General features: G+C 60.7%; 24 protein-coding genes. 6 read left to right on the top strand and 18 right to left on the bottom strand.

Translation table 11 applies throughout. From position 1 onward, the window contains the following. Positions 1-44 precede the first annotated feature (44 nt). The 6 genes from tatC to AC1DWZ_RS22380 form a co-directional block, all read right to left on the bottom strand. Positions 45-860, bottom strand: coding sequence for a twin-arginine translocase subunit TatC (gene tatC, locus AC1DWZ_RS22405; RefSeq protein ID WP_477171172.1), 816 nt, complete (start codon positions 858-860; stop codon positions 45-47). Further along, positions 857-1,348, bottom strand: coding sequence for a Sec-independent protein translocase protein TatB (tatB, locus tag AC1DWZ_RS22400; protein ID WP_477171171.1), 492 nt, complete (start codon positions 1,346-1,348; stop codon positions 857-859). Before tatB ends, tatC begins: the two co-directional genes overlap by 4 nt. Before the next feature lie 67 nt (positions 1,349-1,415). Further along, a complete protein-coding gene (gene tatA / locus AC1DWZ_RS22395) occupies positions 1,416-1,631 on the bottom strand; it encodes a twin-arginine translocase TatA/TatE family subunit (protein ID WP_477171170.1) in 216 nt (71 codons plus the stop codon). A 112-nt stretch (positions 1,632-1,743) separates the two neighbouring features. Next, on the bottom strand, positions 1,744-2,889 hold the full coding sequence (locus tag AC1DWZ_RS22390) for an ABC transporter ATP-binding protein (RefSeq protein WP_477171169.1): 1,146 nt from the start codon (positions 2,887-2,889) through the stop codon (positions 1,744-1,746). After that, entirely contained in the window at positions 2,886-4,622 is a 1,737-nt protein-coding gene (locus AC1DWZ_RS22385) for an ABC transporter permease (RefSeq protein ID WP_477171168.1), read from the bottom strand. Before AC1DWZ_RS22385 ends, AC1DWZ_RS22390 begins: the two co-directional genes overlap by 4 nt. A 160-nt stretch (positions 4,623-4,782) precedes the next feature. Then, a complete protein-coding gene (locus AC1DWZ_RS22380; RefSeq protein ID WP_477171167.1) occupies positions 4,783-5,802 on the bottom strand; it encodes a YcgJ family protein in 1,020 nt (339 codons plus the stop codon). 204 nt (positions 5,803-6,006) lie between these two features. Here AC1DWZ_RS22380 and AC1DWZ_RS22375 point away from each other — a divergent pair, with 204 nt between their 5' ends. From AC1DWZ_RS22375 to AC1DWZ_RS22360, 4 genes are all read left to right on the top strand, one after another. Next, positions 6,007-6,447 (top strand): group III truncated hemoglobin, encoded by a 441-nt coding sequence (locus AC1DWZ_RS22375; protein WP_477171166.1) that lies wholly within the window; start codon positions 6,007-6,009, stop codon positions 6,445-6,447. 20 nt (positions 6,448-6,467) lie between these two features. Continuing rightward, positions 6,468-6,794 carry a hypothetical protein gene (locus AC1DWZ_RS22370; RefSeq protein ID WP_477171165.1) on the top strand — a complete coding sequence of 109 codons (327 nt, stop codon included), beginning with the start codon at positions 6,468-6,470 and terminating at the stop codon, positions 6,792-6,794. Positions 6,795-6,909: 115 nt separating this feature from the next. Beyond that, positions 6,910-7,830: a class I fructose-bisphosphate aldolase gene (locus AC1DWZ_RS22365; protein WP_477171164.1), complete on the top strand. Its 921-nt coding sequence runs from the start codon at positions 6,910-6,912 to the stop codon at positions 7,828-7,830. 76 nt (positions 7,831-7,906) lie between these two features. Then, positions 7,907-8,443 carry a thiamine phosphate synthase gene (locus AC1DWZ_RS22360; protein ID WP_477171163.1) on the top strand — a complete coding sequence of 179 codons (537 nt, stop codon included), beginning with the start codon at positions 7,907-7,909 and terminating at the stop codon, positions 8,441-8,443. A 102-nt stretch (positions 8,444-8,545) separates the two neighbouring features. Here the strand turns inward: AC1DWZ_RS22360 and AC1DWZ_RS22355 are convergent, their stop codons facing one another. The 5 genes from AC1DWZ_RS22355 to AC1DWZ_RS22335 form a co-directional block, all read right to left on the bottom strand. Beyond that, entirely contained in the window at positions 8,546-9,274 is a 729-nt protein-coding gene (locus tag AC1DWZ_RS22355) for an amino acid ABC transporter ATP-binding protein (protein WP_477171249.1), read from the bottom strand. Between the two features lie 70 nt (positions 9,275-9,344). Continuing rightward, on the bottom strand, positions 9,345-10,490 hold the full coding sequence (locus tag AC1DWZ_RS22350) for an amino acid ABC transporter permease (RefSeq protein WP_477171162.1): 1,146 nt from the start codon (positions 10,488-10,490) through the stop codon (positions 9,345-9,347). A 7-nt stretch (positions 10,491-10,497) separates the two neighbouring features. Then, positions 10,498-11,709: an amino acid ABC transporter permease gene (locus tag AC1DWZ_RS22345; RefSeq protein ID WP_477171161.1), complete on the bottom strand. Its 1,212-nt coding sequence runs from the start codon at positions 11,707-11,709 to the stop codon at positions 10,498-10,500. 86 nt (positions 11,710-11,795) lie between these two features. Next, positions 11,796-12,836, bottom strand: coding sequence for an amino acid ABC transporter substrate-binding protein (locus AC1DWZ_RS22340; protein ID WP_477171160.1), 1,041 nt, complete (start codon positions 12,834-12,836; stop codon positions 11,796-11,798). A 27-nt stretch (positions 12,837-12,863) separates the two neighbouring features. After that, complete coding sequence (locus AC1DWZ_RS22335; protein WP_477171159.1) at positions 12,864-13,013, bottom strand: hypothetical protein; 150 nt, start codon at positions 13,011-13,013, stop codon at positions 12,864-12,866. Positions 13,014-13,107: 94 nt separating this feature from the next. Between AC1DWZ_RS22335 and metC the strand changes: the two genes are divergently transcribed. Further along, positions 13,108-14,277 carry a cystathionine beta-lyase gene (gene metC, locus AC1DWZ_RS22330; RefSeq protein ID WP_477171158.1) on the top strand — a complete coding sequence of 390 codons (1,170 nt, stop codon included), beginning with the start codon at positions 13,108-13,110 and terminating at the stop codon, positions 14,275-14,277. 59 nt (positions 14,278-14,336) lie between these two features. Here metC and rpsD read toward each other — a convergent pair whose 3' ends face one another. The 5 genes from rpsD to cimA all read right to left on the bottom strand — a co-directional run bounded on the left by rpsD (position 14,337) and on the right by cimA (position 18,876). Then, entirely contained in the window at positions 14,337-14,951 is a 615-nt protein-coding gene (gene rpsD, locus AC1DWZ_RS22325; protein ID WP_477171157.1) for a 30S ribosomal protein S4, read from the bottom strand. Positions 14,952-15,140: 189 nt separating this feature from the next. Beyond that, positions 15,141-16,208 (bottom strand): WD40/YVTN/BNR-like repeat-containing protein, encoded by a 1,068-nt coding sequence (locus AC1DWZ_RS22320; protein WP_477171156.1) that lies wholly within the window; start codon positions 16,206-16,208, stop codon positions 15,141-15,143. A gap of 28 nt (positions 16,209-16,236) precedes the next feature. Beyond that, positions 16,237-16,506, bottom strand: coding sequence for a MoaD/ThiS family protein (locus AC1DWZ_RS22315; RefSeq protein WP_477171155.1), 270 nt, complete (start codon positions 16,504-16,506; stop codon positions 16,237-16,239). Between the two features lie 46 nt (positions 16,507-16,552). Next, entirely contained in the window at positions 16,553-17,287 is a 735-nt protein-coding gene (locus AC1DWZ_RS22310) for an RNA methyltransferase (RefSeq protein ID WP_477171154.1), read from the bottom strand. Further along, the gene (cimA, locus tag AC1DWZ_RS22305; RefSeq protein WP_477171153.1) at positions 17,284-18,876 is read right to left on the bottom strand and encodes a citramalate synthase; all 1,593 of its coding nucleotides are present in this window, start codon (positions 18,874-18,876) and stop codon (positions 17,284-17,286) included. The genes AC1DWZ_RS22310 and cimA overlap by 4 nt, the downstream gene beginning before the upstream one ends. A gap of 133 nt (positions 18,877-19,009) precedes the next feature. Between cimA and AC1DWZ_RS22300 the strand changes: the two genes are divergently transcribed. Next, entirely contained in the window at positions 19,010-19,642 is a 633-nt protein-coding gene (locus AC1DWZ_RS22300) for a LysE family translocator (protein ID WP_477171152.1), read from the top strand. A 10-nt stretch (positions 19,643-19,652) separates the two neighbouring features. On the opposite strand, the gene AC1DWZ_RS22295 is transcribed toward AC1DWZ_RS22300, so the two are convergent. Continuing rightward, on the bottom strand, positions 19,653-20,144 hold the full coding sequence (locus AC1DWZ_RS22295; RefSeq protein WP_477171151.1) for a PAS domain-containing protein: 492 nt from the start codon (positions 20,142-20,144) through the stop codon (positions 19,653-19,655). Between the two features lie 153 nt (positions 20,145-20,297). After that, positions 20,298-21,680: a cysteine--tRNA ligase gene (cysS, locus tag AC1DWZ_RS22290; protein WP_477171150.1), complete on the bottom strand. Its 1,383-nt coding sequence runs from the start codon at positions 21,678-21,680 to the stop codon at positions 20,298-20,300. Positions 21,681-21,698: the final 18 nt, after the last annotated feature.

The raw sequence follows: 21,698 nt of genomic DNA, 5'->3' as shown, positions 1-21,698 counted from the left end.
CCAGCAAACGGTCAAAGCTCGGATGGGCCGATTATGGCTGTCGGTCAGGCCGGTTTGACGTCGGTTCCGGGCTCTTCTTCCGTGGGATTGGCCTCTTCCTGCTCGCGCTTCTTTTCGAACAGGCGCGCCAGCAGAATGGAAATCTCGTAGAGCGCGATCATCGGCAGGGCCAGAGACGTCATGCTGAGTGCATCGGGCGGGGTAAAAATCGCCGCCACCACGGTCACGCCGACGATGGCGTAACGCCGCTTCGATTTCAGCGCAGCGGAGCTGACGATCCCAACCCGCGCCAGCAGGGTGAGCAGCACCGGCAATTCGAAGCAGAAGCCGAAAGCGAAGACCAGCTTCATGACCAGGCCGACGTAATCGGCAACCTTGGCCTCCAGCTGGATCGGCATGTTGCCGGACAGTCCCGTGGTCTCGAAGCCAAGGAAGAAGCGCCACATCATCGGCAGCAGAACATAGTAGAGGAACGCAGCGCCCGCCATGAACATCACTGGGGTGGCGATCAGGAACGGCAGGAAGGCATTCTTTTCGTTGCGGTAGAGGCCGGGGGCAATGAACGCCCAGATCTGCGAGGCGATGATCGGAAACGAAAGGCAAAGTGCGCCGAAGGCTGCGACCTTGACCTGGGTGAAAAACACCTCGGTCAAATCGGTGTAGATGAAGCGCCGGTCTTCGCCCAATTCATGCAGGATGTTGGCCAACGGCTTTGCCAGAAAGTCGAAGATCGGCTGGGCAAAGTAAAAGCAGACCAGGAACGCAACCAAGAAACCGGCCGCCGCGTAAAGCAGCCGCGACCGCAGCTCAATCAAATGCTCGAGCAGTGGCATTTTCTTGTCTTCTTCGGCGCCACTCATGCTGAAAGGCTCTTATCGGATTTATGTTCGTCAGCCGGCAGGGTGTCGGCATTTGCAGCTGCCGGTGCCTCGATAGCTGGGCTAGGTGCGGCTGGTGGCGTTTCAGAAACAGGGAGCGGCGTGGCAACGGCCGGATCGGCGGCAACGGCGGGTTCGGAAACGAAGGTTGCCGGCGCCGACAACGCCGTCTTGGTCTCTTCCACCGGTGTGTTGATGGCCTTCTTGAGATCCCCGCTGGGGTCGATCGCCTTTTCGATCTTCTGGCCGATCGAACCCGCGCTCAGCTTCTGCAATTCCTTCTTGGCATCCTCAAGCTCGGCCTCGCGGACGATCTCGTTGACGCCGCTCTGAAACTCGCTGCCCAGTTTGCGCGCGGCGCGCATCCAGTGGGAAAACGTCTTCAGGGCGTGCGGCAATTCCTTTGGACCGAGCACAACCAAGGTCACGACGACGATGATCGCCATCTCGCTCCAGCCGATGTCGAACATCCAGCCTCACCCTTTTAGCGCAGAAACGTTAGGGCAATCCCTGATAAGGCAGGGCCGCCCGGCCAGCTCAGCTGCGGTCGATAATGGTTTCCCGCGGCTTTTCCTCGGACTTGGCGACATTCAAATCCGCCTCGTCTTTGCTGCCGTCCTTGATGTTCTTCTTGAAGTCCTTAATCCCGGCGCCAAGGTCGCCCATGATCTTCGACAGTTTGCCGCCGCCGCCAAACAGAACCAGCACAACGACCAAAACGATCAGAAGATGCCAAATGCTGAAGCTACCCATCTGGGCCTCTCCTCAAATCAATATTCCCTCCGGCGGTGGGCGCCGGACCCGGGCGGACTATGGCAAATCCGCCGCTTCGCCACAATAGCCAGTCATTATCATTTAGGGCGCGCTAACCTGCTGACAAGGCCGGAATTTCCGTGCTCGCCCGGCGATAAAGATCGCCCTGCCCCTGGCTCTCGGGAAAGATCAGCGCGTCCGCCGGATCAAGTTGCAGCAGGATCTGGCTGCCCAATTCGGGCAAATGTCGGCCGGTGTGGCGCACGCGCAGGGTCAGCGAGCGGTTAACGCCGCTTTCCAACCGTGCGACCAATAGTTTGCTGCTGCCCAGGAAGCGCACCTCTTCGACCGTCGCCGCCACGATTCGGCCACTTGAATCGCCGCTACCGGCTGTCACGACATGAATGCTTTCCGGCCGGATCAGGATCTGCACCGGCGCTCCATCGGCATGTCCCGGTGCTGGCAAAGGCCCAAGGGGGCTCGCCACGATGCCAGATTGGACAGTCCCCGCGAGGTCATTGGTCGCCGTGAAGAAGCGCGCCACGAATGGACTGACCGGACGATGATAGATCGCATCCGGCGATCCGCTCTGGACCACCCTGCCTGCCTGCATCAGATAGATCCGGTCTGCCATGAACATGGCCTCTTCCGGATCATGAGTGACCATCAGCGTTGCCGTCCGGCTGCGCTTCAGGACATGCAGCGTGTCATCGCGGATCTGCTCGCGCAACCTGGCGTCGAGGCCGGAAAAAGGCTCGTCGAGCAGCAGAATGGCCGGCTCCGGTGCCAATGCGCGGGCCAAGGCGATGCGCTGCTGCTGGCCACCGGACAAAGCATGGGGATAGCTGGCTGCATAGTCGGACATATCAACCTGGTCGATCACCTCGGCAATGCGGCCGGCACGCGCGACGGCGTCCTTGGTGGAAAGGCCAAAGCCGACATTGCGGGCAACGGACAGATGCGGGAACAGGGCGAAATCCTGAAACACCAGCCCGACACCACGCGATTCCGGCGGGACGCTATGGCCCATGGCGCCGTCGGCGACGATCTTGTCCTGCATCAGGATACGGCCCTGCTGCAAATTCTCCAGCCCTGCTGCCAGGCGCAGAATGGTGGACTTACCGCAACCCGAGGGACCCAGCAGGCAGATCACCTCGCCCGCATTCACATGAAGCGAGGCATGCACCACGGCGTCAACATCGCCATAGCTGTGGCTGACATCCTGAAGGTCCAGGGCGAAGGTCGATTGCGTGTTCATACGAGCCGATTCTGTATCAAATCTTCGGGCAATTCAGTCGCAACATCATTGTGTCCCGGCCGCGCCACAGCACTGGCACGCGCCATCAGATAGACCGGCACGATACCGACCACGACCATCGCCAAGGCCGGACCGGCGGCTTCCGCCAGTCGCTCGTCGCTGGCGAGGTTGAAGGTCATCGTGGCCAGCGTGTCGAAATTGAACGGGCGGAGCACCAGCGTTGCCGGCAGTTCCTTCAAAACGTCGACAAAGACGACGATGCCGGCGGTCAGCAAGCTGCCGCGCATGATCGGCAGATGGACATCGGTCAGCGTCCGAAAGGCGCTGCGCCCCAGCGACCGGGCGGCAAAATCCATCGACCGTGTCACCTTGCCGAGGCTGGCTTCGACCACATTGAGGCTGACGGTCATGAAACGCACCAGATAGGCAAAGGTGATGGCCGCCAACGTGCCGCTGAGGACAAGACCGGGTGACACGCCAAAGGCGGCCTTCGCCCAGGCATTGAGGGTGTGATCAATCGCCGCAAAGGGGAGCAGGATGCCGATCGCCAGCACCGGCCCCGGGATCGCGTAGCCAAGGCTGGCGATGCGCACCGCCCAGTGCGTCGGCCTGGTTGGCCGCAACCGCATGGCATAGGCCAGGATCGAGGCGAGGCAGACCGCCAGCACCGCTGCAAAGCCGGCCATGAAGAAGCTGTTCCGGATCAAGGTCAGGAACTTCTCGCCTGCCCAGGCGTCGACATTGGCGATGGCCCAGTAGAGCAGCACCGAAGCCGGCAACAGAAAGCCGAGAACCACCGGCAGGGCACAGCCGACGATCGCCCCCAGCGCGCGAGCGCCGTGCAAATGATAGCGTGGCAAGGGGCGGTAGCGCGTCGTGGAATGCGCAAAACTGCGCCGGCCACGCGACCAGCGCTCCAGAGCCAGCAGCAGAAACACGATGCAGAGCAGCAAGGCGGCGAGCTGTGCCCCGGCAGCGGCATCACCCATCCCGCGCCAGACCCGATAAATGCCGGTGGCCAAGGTATCGACCCCGAAATACTGCACCGTGCCAAAATCGTTGAGCGCTTCCATCAGCGACAAGGCAACGCCTGCCACCAAGGCCGGGCGCGCCAGCGGCAAAGCCACGCGCCAGAAGCCGCGCCACGGCGAGCAGCCGAGCGTACGGCTCACCTCGAGCACGCAGGCCGATTGCTCCAGAAACGCGGCACGGGCCAGCAGATAGACGTAAGGATAGAGCACCAGCACCAGCATCACGATGGCGCCCGGCAGCGACCGCACGTCCGGAATCCAGCGCAGGCCTCCCTGCAGGCCAAGGAGATCGCGCAATGCCGTCTGCGCCGGGCCGGCATAATCCAGCAGGCCCGTATAGGTATAGGCAATGACATAGGCCGGCATCGCCATCGGCAGCAGCAGCGCCCAATCGAACAGGCGCCGGCCGGGGAAGCGGCACAAGGTCACCATCCAGGCCGCCGGCACGCCGGTAATCAGAACGCCGATGCCGACCCCCAGCACCAGCAACAGCGAATTGCCGACATAGCTCGGCAGCACCGTCTCGGCGAGGTGTTGCCAGATCTCACCCTTCGAGGCGAACACATAGGAGAAGACGGTCAGGATCGGAAAAGCCACAGCCATGGCGATCGCCCAGACCAAGACATTCCAGAGCTGCGGCCGGACAAGACGTGCTGGTGAAAGGCGCCCCGGCGCAGTGGCGATGGTGTCAATCGTGGCCAAGGGACCAACTCTCAGGGAACGCGGCACCCACCCCCGCTTCTGGGATGTCGGTACCACTGGATGATCAAGCAAAAACGATATTGCGAGTTATTCTGAATAGCAAGTAAACCCGTTAACCCGAGGTGCGACATATTTCGCGGATTCGGGTGTTTCGCCCCCGTCAGGGGCAGGTCTCCGCCTCGCACGCCGCCGCTGGAGCCGGTTCCGGCGCAGCTGCGGGTGCTGGCTCAGGCATCGGCGCCGGTTCTGGCATAGCTGGTTCGGCCATGGGGGACGGTTCCGGGGCCATGACCGCCACCGGTTCTGGCGTCGGTGTTGCGGCAGGTTCCGGCACCACCACGGGTTCGGACACCGCGACCGGTTCAGGCGACGGCACTGGCATAGCGGCTTCGGGCAACAATACCGGTTCGGACACCGGAGCCACAGGAAGGCTCTCGACCGTTGCTGGTGCTGCGACCGTCTCGGGCAACGGTGCCGTTTCAGGGGATAGCGGCGGGATATCCGCGGGCAGTGCCACCGGGGACACTGGAGGCAGACCGACCGGTGCCGGCTGGTGCTGCTGATTGGCGAGGTTGAGCCCGGCCTGCTGGCCTAGATAGAGCGTGGTCAGATTGACGCTCGGCCCGGCATTGTTGCTGCAAATCTGCGTCGTGCGGCTGCACGCGACGCCGGCCTGGGGGGCGAACATATCGGCGTTGTTCCAGGCCGCCACACGTCTGGTGTCATCCTTGCTGAAATATTTGCGTGTCAGCACGGCATTCAGCCCGCTGCTGTCAGAACATGATTGGCTGCGGCGATCACACACCACACCCTGCTGGGGGGCAAAGATGAAGGCTTGCTCGCCATAGCGTTTGACACCGTGCTTGGCGGATCTCGACCCGAGATATTTCTGCGTTTCGAAATAGTCGACGCCATAGCGATCGTAACAGATGTTCCGATCGCGCTCGCAGGTCAGGCCCTTCCTGGGCGAAAAGCGATTGGCACCGCCATAGCCCGAATTGAAGCCGTAAGGCGAGTTCCAGGGAGATATCGAATTGCCGTAATAGGGCGAAGCCCCGCCGTAGACATAGGGCGAGGGCACGACTTCATAGCCGGAACTTGCCGTCATCGGCCCGGCATAGGGTGCTGCACAGGCGCTTAGCACCAAGCCGGCAAAGGCAACAACCCAGTGACGCATCATGTCGTCCGCCTGATAAATGACCCAATCGTCACGATATCTCACGACCCGGGCCGCACCGCCAGATTGACCTCGATCACTTCATCGCGAGCACCCCGGGGACTCCAGGCCGAGCTTGAGGCCTGATGCCGCAGGCGAGTAGCCGCCCCTTGCCGGAACGCGCCGGTTAAATTATGTATCTTACATACATCTTAATAGGCATCTGAAATGTCTGTTTCCGACAGCACCTCCGGTCACGAGGCCATTCCGACCGAAAGTCAGATCGAGGATCTGGTTGCGACCTTCTACGGCCGCATCCGCCAAGACCCTGAACTGGGGCCGATTTTTGGCAAAGTGATCGGGCCCGATTGGACGCCGCATCTCAAGACCATGTGCAGTTTCTGGTCGTCCGTCATGTTGACATCGGGTCGCTACAAAGGTCGCCCGATCCCGGCCCATATCAAGATCAGCGAGATCGAGCCCCGGCATTTCGCCCGTTGGCTTGAGTTGTTCTCGGCCACTGCCCGGGAATTGTTCCAGCCCGGCCTTGCCGATGCCTTCATCGATCGCGCCCAGAGAATTGCAGAGAGCTTTAAGCTGGCTTTCGCCTTCCACTCCCCGAACCCGAGTTCGTGGGTTCCCAACATGCCACCCCTCGTCCAGCCTTGAGTTCTGCGGTTAAAGCCCGCGTGGCGAATCTGGCCGAGGCAAAGGCTGCGCTACAGGCCGACCCAACGGAAACGCTGGTTCTGTGGTCGCCAGAGAATGCGGCCGAGATCCACGGGGTCTTGTGGTTTGTGGGGCTGCAACGGGCCGTCCGGGATGAGTTTCCAGACCGTACGGCCGTGATCGTCCTGGATTGCGGCGGCCGCGGGGATCTTGCCATCGAAGCACTGCGCCTGGGCCTGAAGGCGATTGCCCTCACTGCCTCGGATCAAGTGACCGCCAAGGTCTCTGATGTGGCCACCGCCTGCGGCGCCCGCCTCTATGGGCAATCCCATATTTCCGTGACTTAAATGTTGTGTCGACCGCGCCGGATTGAACTGGCGGCGGAATCTGGCTATTAACCAGCCCGACCTTCATTGTGCGGGGCAGCATTTCTGTCCCGACTGGCCTGCGGGAGCTAACTATATGAAAACAACTCAAAAAGTTCGCAAGATCCTTTCACATTATGAATCTGACAATCCTGGCACCAAGGGCAATCTCGCCCGCATCCTGATGAATGGCCGCCTTGGCGGTTCAGGTCGCCTGGTCATCCTGCCGGTCGACCAGGGCTTCGAACACGGCCCCGCCCGCAGCTTCGCCCCCAATCCGGCCGCTTACGACCCGCATTACCATTTCGATCTCGCCATTGAAGCCGGCCTCTCCGCCTATGCGGCACCGCTCGGCATGATCGAAGCCGGCGCCGACACCTTTGCCGGCCAGATCCCGACCATTCTCAAGGTCAACAGCTCCAACAGCCTTGCGACCCTCAAGGACCAGGCCATCACCGGTACGGTCAACGATGCACTGCGCCTCGGCTGCTCGGCCATCGGCTTCACCATCTATCCGGGCTCCGACTACGCCTTCGAGATGATGGAAGAAATCCGCGAGATGTCGGAAGAAGCCAAGGCGGTCGGCCTTGCCGTCGTGATCTGGTCCTATCCGCGCGGCGACACCATCAGCAAGGAAGGCGAGACGGCCTTGGACATCTGCGCCTATGCGGCGCACATGGCTGCCCTCCTCGGCGCCCACATCATCAAGGTGAAGCCGCCAACGGCCTTCCTTGAGCCGGGCGAAGCCAAGAAGGTCTATGAGAAGGAAAAGATCGACACCGAGACAATGGCAGCGCGTATCCGTCATGTGACGCAGGCCTGCTTCAACGGCAAGCGGATCGTCGTGTTCTCGGGCGGTGCCTCGAAGGGCCTCGACGGCCTCTATGACGAAGTCCGCGGCATTCGCGACGGCGGCGGCAACGGTTCGATCATCGGCCGCAACACCTTCCAGCGGCCACGCGAGGAAGCGCTGCAGATGCTCGATACCATCATCAAGATCTATCAGGGCAAGGAATAAGGCGATCTCTGCCGAAGCCCCAACCTGCCGCCTCTATCTTACGACGCCGCCCGAGCTTGTCTCGGGCGGCGTTGATGTGTCTGCTTTTGCTACCCGGTTAAAGGCAGTAATGGCCGCCGCCGATATCGCCTGCCTGCGCATTGCAGGAACCGACGCGGCCCGCGTGACCACCATCGCCAAGACTCTGCTGCCTTTGGCACAGGACAAGGGTGTTGCCGTCCTGCTCGACGATGCCGATCTCGCCATCAAGCTGCGCGCCGATGGTGTGCATCTCTCCGATGGCGGCCGATATCGCGACGCGCGGCGCATCGTCGGCACCGATGGCATCGTTGGTGTCGCCTGCCCGCTCGAACGCCACACGGCGATGGAAGTTGGCGAAGCTGGCGCGGACTATGTCCAGTTTACTGCCACTACGGACCTACAGGCCGAGGCAGTCGAACTTGCCGTCTGGTGGACCGAGATGATGACGGTGCCCAGCGTCATCGCCGGGCAGTTTACCGCAGACACCGCTGCGCAATTCGTTGGCGCGGGCACCGATTTCCTGGCCCCCGATCCCGCCATCTGGTCTGCACCCGATCCAGTTACAGCGATCGCGGCCTTACTGAAAGGCTAAGAACCCGTCGCCCCAACCCTCTCCCCACCATGTGGGGCGAGGAAGTCTCCGTTGCGGGTGACATTAAGCTCCTCACCGCTGCTGGGAGAGGGGTTGGGGTTCTCAGTGATGCAGGATCTGGCTGAGGAACAGCTTGGTCCGGTCCGATTTCGGGTTGTTGAAGAATTCTTCCGGCTCGTTCTGCTCGATGATCTCGCCCTTGTCCATGAAGATGACCCGGTTGGCGACGGTGCGGGCGAAGCCCATTTCGTGGGTAACGCAGATCATCGTCATGCCGGAACGCGCCAGCTCGATCATAACATCGAGCACTTCCTTGATCATTTCCGGATCGAGTGCCGATGTGGGTTCGTCGAACAGCATGACTTTGGGATTCATGCACAGCGACCGCGCGATCGCCACACGTTGCTGCTGACCGCCGGAGAGCTGGCCTGGAAATTTGCCGGCCTGTTCCGGAATCTTGACGCGCTTGAGGTAGTGCATGGCCACCTCCTCCGCTTCCTTCTTCGGCACCTTCTTCACCCAGATCGGCGCCAAGGTCAGATTGTCGAGCACGGTCAGGTGCGGGAACAGGTTGAAGTGCTGAAACACCATGCCGACCTCGCGGCGCACCTTCTCGATATTCTTGAGATCGTGCGTGAGCTCGATCCCGTCAACGACAATGCGCCCACGCTGATGTTCTTCCAGGCGGTTGATGCAGCGGATCAGCGTGGATTTGCCCGACCCCGACGGGCCGCAAATGACGATCCGTTCGCCTTTGAGGACAGTGAGGTCGATGTCCTTCAACACATGGAACTGCCCGTACCATTTATTGACACCGGTCAGGCCGATCATGACCTCGTCGCTGACGGCGAGGTCGGCACCGGACGGATTGGCTTGTGCTTGTGTGCTCATTGCTAGCCCCTCAGCGCTTATGGCCGGTTTGAAGTTTGCGTTCGATGCGCATGCTGTAGCGCGACATGGCAAAGCAGAATATCCAGTAGACGAAAGCACAGAAAATATAACCTTCGATTTCCGTGCCGATCCAGTTGGAGTCACGCGAGCCAGCGCGCACGATATTGAGGAAGTCGTAGAGGCCGACAATCGCCACCAATGTCGTGTCCTGGGTCAGGCTGATGAAATTGTTGACGATGCCAGGAATGGCAACGCGCAGGGCCTGCGGCATGATGATGAGGCGCATCATCGACCAGTAGCCGAGCCCCATTGCCATGGCGCCTTCATATTGCCCTTTGGGCAGAGCCTGCAGGCCACCGCGGATGACTTCCGCCATGTAGGCTGAGGCGAACATGGTCACGCCGATGAGGATGCGCAGCAGGATGTTGAACTCGACACCCGGCGGCAGGAACAGCGGCAGCATCACGTTAGCCATAAACAGGATCGTGATCAGCGGCACGCCGCGCGCAAACTCGATGAACAGCACACAGAGCAGGTGCACGATCGGCAGTTGCGACCGGCGCCCGAGCGCCAGCAGAATGCCGATCGGCAGGGAGAAGACGATCCCGATGCCAGCCAAGGTCAGGGTCAGCATGAAGCCACCCCATTGCTGTGTCGGAACCACCGACAGGCCAAAGCCGCCATACAGCAGGACAAAGGCCAGGATCGGGAAGATAGCAAAGAAGAAGATGGCGATTGGTTTCTTGGCCTTGATCCGCTCGGACAGCAAGCCATAGACCGAGCCGACCAACATGATCAGCACCAAGTTCACACGCCAGCGCTCGGCATCCGGATAGAAGCCATAGAAAAATTGCCCAAAGCGTGCCCGGACGAAGATCCAGCAGGCGCCGCCGCTGGTGCAATCGGAGATCTGCGGCGGCTTCTCACCCGACAGAACTGACGGTAAGAAATTCCAGTCCGCATTGACAAACGCCCATGAAATGAAGGGCGGAACGATCAGATAAATGATGTAGATGGCGCCCAGCGTCAGCAGACTGTCCCACCAGCTGGAAAACAGATTGTGCTTCAACCAGCCGATGACGCCTGTTTCAGTGATTGGCGGCGGCAGATTCGGTCGCTCGCCTGGGATGATGGGAGTGTCGGTCATGTCCGTCATGGCGCCCTCACCGTTCTATCAGCGCGGCGCGCTTGTTGTAGATGTTCATGAAGGTCGAGATGACCAGGCTGACCGTCAGATAGAATGCCATCAGGATGACGACACATTCGACAGCGCGGCCTGTTTGGTTCTGCGACGTCCCGATCACGGCAAAGAGATCGGCGTAGCCAATGAATCCGGCCAGTGTCGAATTCTTCACGACATTGAGATACTGGCTGATCATCGGCGGAATCATGACACGCAGCGCCTGCGGCAGAACCACCAATCGCAAGGTCCAACTCGACTTCAAGCCGAGTGCCAATGATGCTTCCGTCTGTCCGTGGCTGACCGACATGATACCGGCCCGCACGATTTCCGCGACATAGGCCGCCGTGCTGATGCCAATGCCGATGATGAGCGCCGTCATTTCCGGCTGGACCGTCATGCCGCCCTTGAAGTTGAAGGCGCCCTTCTGCGGCATTTCCCAGACAATGGGATCGCTGACAATATAGGCCAGCACCGGCAGCAGAATGATGATGAGCGTGTTGACGATGATCGTCGGGAATTGCTGTCCCGTCGCCATCTGCCGCTTGCCCGCCCAATGCGCAATCCCGATCGCGACGCCGATCGCGACCAAAATGGCAAGGAAGAACAGGCCGGCGTCGGCCTGAAAGATAGGCTTGGGCAGGAACAAGCCCTTGATGTTGAGGAACACGGCCTCGAACAGGCTGATACTGTCTTTGGGCTTTGGCAACGCCACCAGCACGCCGCCATACCAGAACACCAACTGCAGCAGCAGTGGAATGTTGCGGATGATTTCGATGTAGGTGGCAGCGATCCGGGAGATCAGCCAATTCTTGGAGAGGCGTGCGACGCCGACCAGCAATCCCAGGGCGGTGGCGATGATGCCAGCGAAGAAAGCTGCCAGCAGCGTGTTGATAGCACCCGCCGTGATCATGCGCCCGATCGGTGAATCGAGCGTCACATCGATGATCGAGAAACTGAGCTGGAAGCCCGCGATGTTGTCGAGGAACTCGAAACTGATCGCCGGCCCGGCACTGTTCGCCTGCTTCTCAAGGAAATTATAGATGAGAAACGCGAGTGCGCCCAACAACAGGACGATGACGACGATTTGCGCGATAAGACCGCGCACACGTTCGTCTCGCCAGAAGGCGACTTTTTGTTCGGATACCAATTGACCTGGGCCGCCCGAAGCAGCCGCAGCCTTTGCTGACGCCATGTCAACGCCTCCCCAACGGGTTGCGTGCAAATAAGACACCTACGCCCGGCTTTTGGCCGGGCGTAGGATATCAGCGATCTAGAGGCTTAGCGAACCGGCGCTGCGTATTGCAGACCGCCCTTGTTCCACAAGGCATTGAGACCACGCTCAAGCCCGATCGGCGTCTTCGGACCGACATTGCGATCGAAGATTTCGCCATAGTTGCCCACGGCTTTGATGATGTTGTAGGCCCAGTCGTTGCTCAGACCCAAGCCTTCGCCCATCTTGTCCGAGACACCCAGCAAACGCTGCACTTCAGCGTCGGCATTGGGGTTGTCGGTACCATTGGTCTTCTTCACTTCATCGACATTGCCCTGGGTGATACCCTTTTCTTCCGCAACCAACGTCGCGAAATGGGTCCACCGCACGATGTCGCCCCACTGGTTGTCACCATGACGAACGACCGGACCAAGCGGCTCCTTGGAGATGATTTCCGGCAGAATGACGTTATTGGCCGGATCCTTCAGCGCAGTGCGCTCACCAGCCAGACCTGAGGCGTCGGTGGTGTAGGCGTCGCAACGGCCTTCGTCATAGGCAGCGCGCGCCTGATCATTTTCCTTGAACTTCACAGGCTGGAAGCCAAGACCGTTGGCCTTGTCATAGTCGCCCATGTTCTTTTCGGTCGTCGTGCCTTCCTGCACGCAGACGGTGGCGCCCTTCAATTCCAGCGCGCTCTTCACGCCGGAATCCTTGTGCACCATGAAGCCCTGGCCGTCGTAGTAATTGACGGCGACGAAATCGAGCGCCAACTGGCTGTCACGCGACAGGGTCCAGGTCGAGTTGCGCGCGAGCACGTCGACTTCGCCCGATTGCAGCGCGGTGAAACGTTGTTCAGCCGAGAGCGGCTTGTATTCAACCTTGCTGGCATCGCCCAGCACTGCCGCGGCGATCCCTTTGCACAGATCGATGTCGAGGCCGGCCCATTCACCTTTGTCGTTCGGCGCGCCAAAGCCTGCGAGACCGGTGGTCACGCCGCAAACGAGCTTGCCGCGGCCTTTGACGGTGTCGAGGGTCGAGGCAGCTTGGGCCGCCGTGGCCATCCCAGCCAGCAGCGCCACACCGGCAACGACATACTTCAGATGTTTCATTTGGAAGTCCTTCCCTGGAGTTCTTTCTTAATTTTCACCGGCCTCGCCAATGCCCCATTTACGGGTGCAGTTCCCAGAGACGAAACCAGCTTGAATTTTCTGTAACACAAGGACTTTTCTCTCACAAGCTTCCTGACCATTGGCAAACTCCGGCGTATCGGCGGCGATGCCTGCCATTCGCCGATTAGGCGTCCGCAAGGGCTGGGCTAGGAACGGCGCCGTTGGGGTGCTAAATGCATTCTGTCTTAACAGCAGCACATCGGAACGGCCCATGAAACGGCGTGATCGCACCCTAATTACACACTCAGGCAACAACCCGAAAGCCAACAAGGGGATCGTTAACCCTCCCGTCTATCACGCCTCGACAGTCCTTTTTGACAATGTCGCCGACATGCGGGCCCGTGGCCGTGACAAGTTCAATAATGTCTATTATGGCCGCTACGGCACGCCGACCACCTTCGCCCTGGAGGAGACCGTGGCGGCGCTGGAAGAGGCGGACAGGGCCGTCGCCGTCCCCTCTGGCATGGGCGCCATCGCCGGTGCCTTGTTAAGCTTTGTCAGTGCCGGCGATCACGTGTTGATGGTCGACAGCGTCTATGAACCCACCCGCTTCTTCTGCGACAGCCAGCTCAAAAAATTTGGCGTCGAGACCACCTATTACGATCCGCTGATCGGCGCTGGCATTGCCTCGCTCATTCGACCCAATACTAAAGTCGTATATCTGGAGAGCCCCGGCTCGCACACCTTCGAGATCCAGGACGTGCCGGCGATTGCCGCTGCGGCGCATGCCAAGGGCTGCGTCGTGATCATGGACAATACCTGGGCCAGCCCGCTTTACTTCAAGCCCTATCGCCATGGCGTCGATCTCGTCGTGCATGCGGCCACCAAATATCTGGTGGGCCATTCCGACGTGATGATGGGCATCATCACCATGCGCGAGGAATTCTATAAACAGGTGAAGACGCAGGTACACGGCATGGGCTTTGCCGTCGGCGGCGACGATTGCTATCTGGCGCTCCGCGGCATCCGCACCCTGTCAGCGCGTCTCGCCCAGCATCAGGAAGGTGCGCTCATCCTTGCCAGATGGCTGCAGGGTCGCCCGGAGGTTGAGCGCGTCCTGCACCCGGCGCTGCCGGACCATCCGAGCCATCAATTGTGGAAGCGCGATTTCCTGGGCTCGACCGGTCTCTTCGGCATGGTGCTGAAGCCCGCTGCGGAAGAGCGCGTCAATGCCATGATCGACGGCATGGAACTGTTCGGGCTCGGCTTTTCCTGGGGCGGCTATGAAAGCCTGATCGTGCCTTCTTCCCTCACCACAGCCCGCACGGCAACCAAATGGAACGCGGCGGGACCGACCGTTCGTCTCCATGCCGGCTTGGAAGACCCGCAGGATCTTATCGAAGACCTGACCAGCGGCTTCGACCGGCTGCGCGGCAACTGACAACGAAAAAGGGCCGGTCTTCTGGACCGGCCCTTTGACGTTCTGGCGCGCTTACGCGATTAGCGCGAGTAGTATTCGACCACCAGATGCGGTTCCATGCTGACCGGGTACGGCACATCGCCGAGGGCCGGGACGCGCACGAACTTCGCGGTCATCTTCTTATGGTCGACTTCGAGGTAATCCGGCGTGTCGCGTTCCTGCGACTGCGCCGCACCGACCACCAGGGTCTGCTGCTTGGCGCGGTCACGCACTTCGACGACATCGCCGTCGGAGAGCTTGTAGGAACCGATGTTGACGCGCTTGCCGTTCACCAGGACATGGCCATGGTTGACGAACTGGCGGGCGGCGAACACGGTCGGGACGAACTTGGCGCGATAGACCACGGTCTCGAGACGGCGCTCGAGGAGGCCGATCAAATTTTCGGAGGTGTCACCGCGACGGCGCACGGCTTCCTGATAGAGCTTGCGGAACTGGCGCTCGCCGATCGAGCCGTAATAGCCCTTCAGGCGCTGCTTCGCCATCAACTGGATGCCGTAATCGGTCGGCTTCTTGCGGCGCTGACCGTGCTGGCCCGGACCATATTCGCGGTCGTTGATCGGGCTCTTCGGGCGGCCCCAGAGATTGACGCCCAAACGGCGGTCAATTTTGTGCTTGGCTTCAATACGCTTCGACATAGGTTACCTTCTCGTTTTTTCACGACGTTGTTCATGTCCCGGCTGTCCGACCCGGTAAAAACCGGCGGCTGGGCATGCCTCATGGGCAGTCCGGCGCGGGAGCGGGCGGAATATAACCGCTAAATCCCCCTAGTCAAGCGCCCTGGACGCGACAAATGGCGCCGATAACTCATTGAAATACATCGTTAATTATTCGAGCATGCGAACGCAATAGACCGGCGGCAGGTGCCCGGACAGCAATTGCCAGCCTTCCCCGCCGTCGGAACTTGACCACAGATTGCCGGTGGTCGAGCCAAAAGCCAGCCGATCACCACTCCGATCCACGTCCAAAGCATGCCGCAGCACCAGGTCGAAGGCAGGTTTCGCCGGCAGTCCCTTGGTGATCTGGCGGAAGCTCTTGCCACCATCATTCGTCTTGGTGACACAGAAAATCTCGTCCTTCGGTTGGCGATATTCGTCCTTCTCGCCCGGCACGAACCAGGCTGTCAGCGGATCCTTGGGATGGACGGCAACAGCAAAACCAAATGCCTTGGAAATCTCCTGCCATGTCTGGCCGCCATCGGCCGAGGTAAAGACGGCATTGTGATGCTGGATATAAAGACGATCCGGCTGCGACGGTGAGCGCCGCATCTGATGCACATCCTGGACATTCGGATTCTCAGCCTGGTCCGGCGGCATATAGGCGGCCCACAGACCCTTCGACGTGTTTCGCCAGGATTTGCCGCCATCTCCCGTCTGCCAGACGCCGCCCGCCGAAATTGAGACGGCCATCCTGCGGCTATCGGCGGGATGAATGGCCATGGAACTCAGCGCCGGCGTCTCATTGCCGGCGCCACCCCATTCCGACCGCTGCGGCAGCGCCATGAATGGTTCATTCAACTCCCAGCTCATTCCCTTGTCGTCCGAGCGGAAGATGCCAGCCGGCACCGTTCCGGCCCAGATGGTTCCCGGCATGTCGCTGCCCGCTGGCTCCAGCGCCCAGATATTGAGGACAGCAGGGGCGTCCTTCTCGTCGGATTTGGGGAATGCCGGCGGCGTCACCTCAGCCCAAGTCGCACCGTTGTCGTCGGAGCGCTGCAGCTTCGGGCCAAAATGGCCATAATCGAGGGCTGAATAGAGGCTGCCATTGCGCGGATCCTGCATCACCATGCTGATGGGCGTGCCGCGAAAATGGACGCCGTCATAGCGCCATCCATCGCCATCAGCGACGTAGAAGATCAACCCCTTGCGCGAGCCGATTGCCAGTTTCCGTGCCATCTACGCCTCCTCCATCATCCGTCGGCTATCAACCACCTGAGAGCGCCTGCATGACATAGACATCATCATCCGCTGCCAGGCTTTGGGCGGACCAATTCGCCGGCGCGAGCCGCGAACCGTTGAGGAAGATCACCACGTGGCGACGTAGGCGATTCTGCTCGTCGACCACATAGCCTTTGAGTTTCGGCGCTTTTGCGAAAACTTGATTGAGCGCATCACCCAGATTGTCGGCAGCGACCTTCGTCGCGCCGGGCGGCGCTACCTTGCGGAGATGGGCGGTGAATGAAACCGTCGCCAATTCGCCTCGCTCGCGCCACTTGACGCATCGCTGGGGAAATCGCCGGCTATTTTCGCGGCACGCGGAGCGTTGTCAACTCTTTGACGACACCATGGAGCGTGCGCACTTCCTGTTCGGTGAGACCCGCGCGTGACCACATGTTTCGGAGATTTCGCACCATGGTCGGCCGCGCGGCTTCGTTGCGCAGAAAGCCACAGGCATCCAGTTCGCGTTCGAAATGGGCAAAGAAAGCGTAAACCTGATCCTTGGTCGCCGGCTCGGCACCGTTTGTCGCCAGTTGCTGCGGCGGTGTCGCGTCACCGGCCTGGAACCACTCATAGCCCACCAATAGAACGGCCTGCGCCAGGTTGAGGCTGGTAAAGTCCGGGTTGAGCGGCACGGTCAGCTGCGCGTCCGATAGCGCCACATCGTCATTGAGGAGCCCCATGCGCTCGGCGCCGAACATGAAGCCGACCTTGCCGCCGGCAGCGATCTTCTCGCGCGCCTCGCCGGCTGCAAAGCGTGCGGTCACGACCGGCTTTACCATATCCCGATCGCGCGCCGAGGTGGCATAGACGTAGGTGAGGTCGGCCAGCGCCTCTTCAGTCGTTTCGAAGAGTTTGACCGGCTCCATCTTCTCGAAGGCGCCGACCGCCGCGCGCTCGGCCTTCACATTCGGCCAGCCGTCACGCGGCCCGACCAGCCGCAAATCGGTGAGGCCGCAATTCAGCATGGCGCGCGCGGCCGTGCCGATATTCTCGCCCATCTGGGGCGTAATGAGGATGATGGCGGGCGTGTTCAACGGGCACCGGATTTCAGCAGCTTCCAGATGATCGCATCGTTCAGGGCTTCGAACGAGGCGTCGATGATGTTGGGCGAGACGCCCACCGTCGTCCAGCGTTCGCCGGCATCGTCGGCACTTTCGATCATCACGCGCGTGATTGCCTCGGTGCCTGCCTGCGGGGTCAGGATACGGACCTTGAAATCCACCAGGCGCATGTCGGCGAGCCCCGGATAATGCGGCAGCAGCGCCTTGCGAAGCGCCGTATCCAAGGCATTCACCGGGCCATTGCCGGTCGCTACCGTCATCAGCGGGTCACCGTCGATATCAAGTGTGACGGTCGCTTCGGATTCCGTCTCCAGATCACCACGCACATTCCAGCGCCGCTCGTCCATCACGCGGAAGCGCGCCAGCTTGAAAAAAGTGGGCACCGATCCCAAGGCGCGCCGCGCCAGCAATTCGAATGAAGCTTCGGCCCCGTCATAGGCATAGCCATCATATTCGCGCAGCTTCACCGTCTCGACGAGAGCGCCAACCTTGCCGTCATCGGCATCGACATCGAGGCCGATCTCGCGGAAGCGCGCCAGGATATTGGCGCGGCCCGACTGGTCCGAGACCACGATATGGCGGCGGTTGCCGACGAGATGCGGCTCGATATGCTCATAGGTGCGCGGATCCTTCTCGACCGCCGAGACATGCAGCCCGCCCTTGTGCGCAAAGGCGCTTTCGCCGACATAGGCGGCACTGCGGTTGGGCGCCCGGTTGAGGCGCTCATCCAGCAGGCGCGAGACATGCGTCAGCTGTTTCAGATCCTGTTCCGTCAACCCGACCTTGAAATCCGATTTCAGCATCAAGGACGGAACGAGCGAGATGAGGTTCGCGTTGCCGCAGCGCTCACCCAGCCCATTCAGCGTGCCCTGCACCTGCCGCACACCAGCGCGAATGGCAGCCAGGGAATTCGCAACCGCGTTCTCGGTATCATTGTGGCAGTGAATACCGAGATTGATGCCCGGCACCTTCTCCGTCACCGCACCGACGATCCGCTCGACCTCATGGGGCAATGTCCCACCATTGGTGTCGCACAGCACCACCCAGCGCGCGCCAGCTTTATAGGCAGCAACGGCACACTCCAGCGCATATTGCGGATTGGCCTTGTAGCCATCGAAGAAATGCTCGGCGTCGAACATCACCTCACTGCAGCGGCCCTTGGCATGCTCGATGCTCTCGACGATCATGTCGACATTTTCGGTCCGGCTGATGCCGAGCGCCACATCGACATGAAAATCCCAGCTCTTGCCGACCATGCAGACGGCGGCCGTCTTGGCATTGAGCAGCGCCGTCAGCCCCGGATCGTTGGATGCCGAGCGGCCGGGCCGACGGGTCATGCCGAAGGCCACGAACTTCGCGCGCTTGAAGCTAGGCGGCGCGCCAAAGAACGCATCGTCGGTCGGATTGGCGCCAGGCCAGCCGCCTTCGACATAGTCGACGCCGATCCGGTCGAGGGCGTGGGCAATCGCCAGCTTGTCATTGACGCTGAAATCGACGCCCTGCGTCTGCGCGCCATCGCGCAGCGTGCTGTCGAAAAGATATACGCGCTTGTCGTCAGTCATCTTTGTGGCGCCATGATTTTGTAGGCTTTTCCAACCGTTTGTCGTCCGTTGACCGGGTATTCATCATATGAAACTCTGGCCGTCAAGCAGCGCCACCGACAGAAAATTACCAACCCATTGGAATGAGAGAGAAATGCCGGATCTAGCCACGCTTTGGCCGTTCTTTATCGCTGCCCTGGCGCTCAACCTGACACCCGGCGCCGACATGACCTATGTCATCGCCCGGACCGCAACACAGGGGCGAGCAGCCGGCATTGCGGCGAGCTTTGGCATCGCCGGCGGCAGCGTCGTCCATACTTGCCTGGCGGCCTTCGGCGTCTCGGCGATCCTCGCCCATTCGGAAGCGGCCTTCGTCACCGTGAAGGCGGTGGGGGCTGCCTATCTGCTCTATCTTGCCTGGAAGGCGCTGATGTCGCACAGCACCAGCGCTGGTGCCGCTAAGACCCTGCCCCCGGTTTCCCTCTGGCGCCTGTTCTGGGAAGGCGTCCTCACCAATGTCCTCAACCCAAAGGTGGCGCTGTTTATCCTGGCCTTCCTGCCGCAATTCGTCGACCCGACGGCCGGCCCGGTCTGGCTGCAGATCCTATTCCTGGGAACCCTCTTCAACATCAGCGGCACGACGGTCAATTGCATCGTGACCGTCTCGACGGCCACCGCCGCAGGATTGCTGCGCGGGTCGGCTGGCATCGGTCGCTGGCTCAATCGTTTGTCAGCACTGGTTTTCGTCGGCCTCGCCATCCGGTTGGCCTTGGCCGAGCGACACTGACCGAATGGCGCTAGAGCCGATAGGTCGGCTTGATCTGTTCGATGTCCTGGTAGATTAGGATCTTGTCGACCGTCTCATTATCGCTGGAGAGCGGCAGGAAAAGCGTGCCAATTTCGCGCGCATAGCCGGAACGCGATGGCGTTGCATCGAAGTCGAAGACGATCGACTTCTCGTCGATGGCGATGCGATAATTCTCCAGCACCTCGTCACGGGCATTGCCGTAGAGGCCTTCCTGCACCGGCCTGCCGGTCGGATCGAAGCCGCGATGCTCGCAGACCGCCGTACCAACCACGCGATAGGTGATGCGCCGCGGCGGCGGTTGATCGGCGATATCGACCAGCACCAATCCCGGCAACCATGGCTTCATTTCGGCAGGGTCGATATTGGAACGGCACGGCAGTTTTCGGCCGCACTTCTTGGCACCCCAGTAGCGATAGATCGCTGCTGTACGGACTGAGCAGATCTTCAAAAACTCTTCCGACACGAGGCGCCGATATGTCATCGGCTGCGCCTGCTATGCCGCGTTTACGCCCGGCGTAACGTCGTCCCCAGAACTATCTTCCTCCTGAAGACGACAAACAGCAAGATCGAGAGTGGCCGGGGCAGCTCTTAACAATTATGAACCACCCCGGCACAAGCTCGATACAAGATGGTGTCAGCTCCGCTTCCAGGTCGTTCCGGAAGGGCTGTCTTCAAGCATGATACCTTCGCCGGCCAGCATGTCGCGGATGCGATCTGCCTCGGCGAAATCCTTGCCCTTGCGGGCCGCGATACGATCGGCAATCAGCCCCTCGATTTCGGCCGCACTGCGGCCTTTTCCGCCATCATCCTGCTGCAGCCAGACTATCGGGTCCTGCCACAAAATGCCCAGCAGCTGAGCGGCCCCAAGCACGGCTGCTTTTGCCGCAGCCTTCTTGGCTGGTGTCGTTGCCTTGTTAAGCTCTGTGACCAGTTCATGCATCTCGCTGACCGCCAGCGGTGTATTGAGATCGTCCGCCAGTGCCGCGAGGATCCGGTCGGTCGGTTGCGGCTCAACCTCGATCTCGCCAGCCTTGGCCAACGCGCCGTAGAAGCGGTCGAGCTGGATCTTGGCTTCCTGGATCCCGTCCCGGGTGATATCGATCGGCTGCCGGTAATGCGCCGACAACAAAGCCAGCCGGATCGCCTCGCCGCGCAAGCCCTCATCCAGAAGCTCATGAACGGTAAAGAAGTTGCCGAGCGACTTCGACATCTTCTGGCCGTTCACCTGCACAAAGCCATTGTGCAGCCAGAACTTGGCCATCACATCCGAGCCATGAGCGCAGCGGCTCTGGGCGATCTCGTTCTCATGATGGGGGAAGATGAGGTCGATACCGCCGGCATGGATATCGAACACCTCGCCCAGCAGTTCACCGGACATGGCCGAGCATTCGATATGCCAACCGGGGCGCCCACGGCCCCAGGGGCTGGGCCAGCCCGGCTGGTTGGCCTCTGACGGTTTCCACAGCACGAAATCGGCCGGATGCTTTTTATAGGGAGCCACTTCGACCCGGGCGCCGGCGATCATGTCATCGAGGCTGCGGCCGGACAGTCCGCCGTAATCCGGCATCGACGGCACGTTGAACAGCACATGACCTTCCGCCGCATAGGCATTGCCTTTGCCGATCAGTTGCTCGATGAGCGCCACCATCTGCGGCACGAACTCCGTCGCCCGCGGCTCACGGCTGGGCGGCATGGCACCAACGGCGGCCATGTCCTGGTGATACCAGCCGGTCGTGCGCGTCGTGACACTTTCGATGCTTTCGCCGTTCTTTTCGGCGGCGGCCATGATCTTGTCATCAATGTCCGTGATGTTGCGGACATAAGTCACGTGGTCCGCACCGTAGACATGGCGCAGCAATCGAAAGAGCACGTCGAAGCAGACAACCGGCCGCGCATTGCCGATATGGGCGTAGTCGGACACCGTCGGGCCGCAGACATACATGCGGACATTATCGGGGTCGATCGGTTCGAAGAGCTGCTTCTCGCGTCGCAGTGTATTGTAAAGATGGATCGTCATTTCACTTTTCCCTCAACT

Source organism: Dongia sp. P2_B8, assembly GCF_056404715.1.
This window is presented reverse-complemented; position numbering and strand designations above follow the sequence as displayed.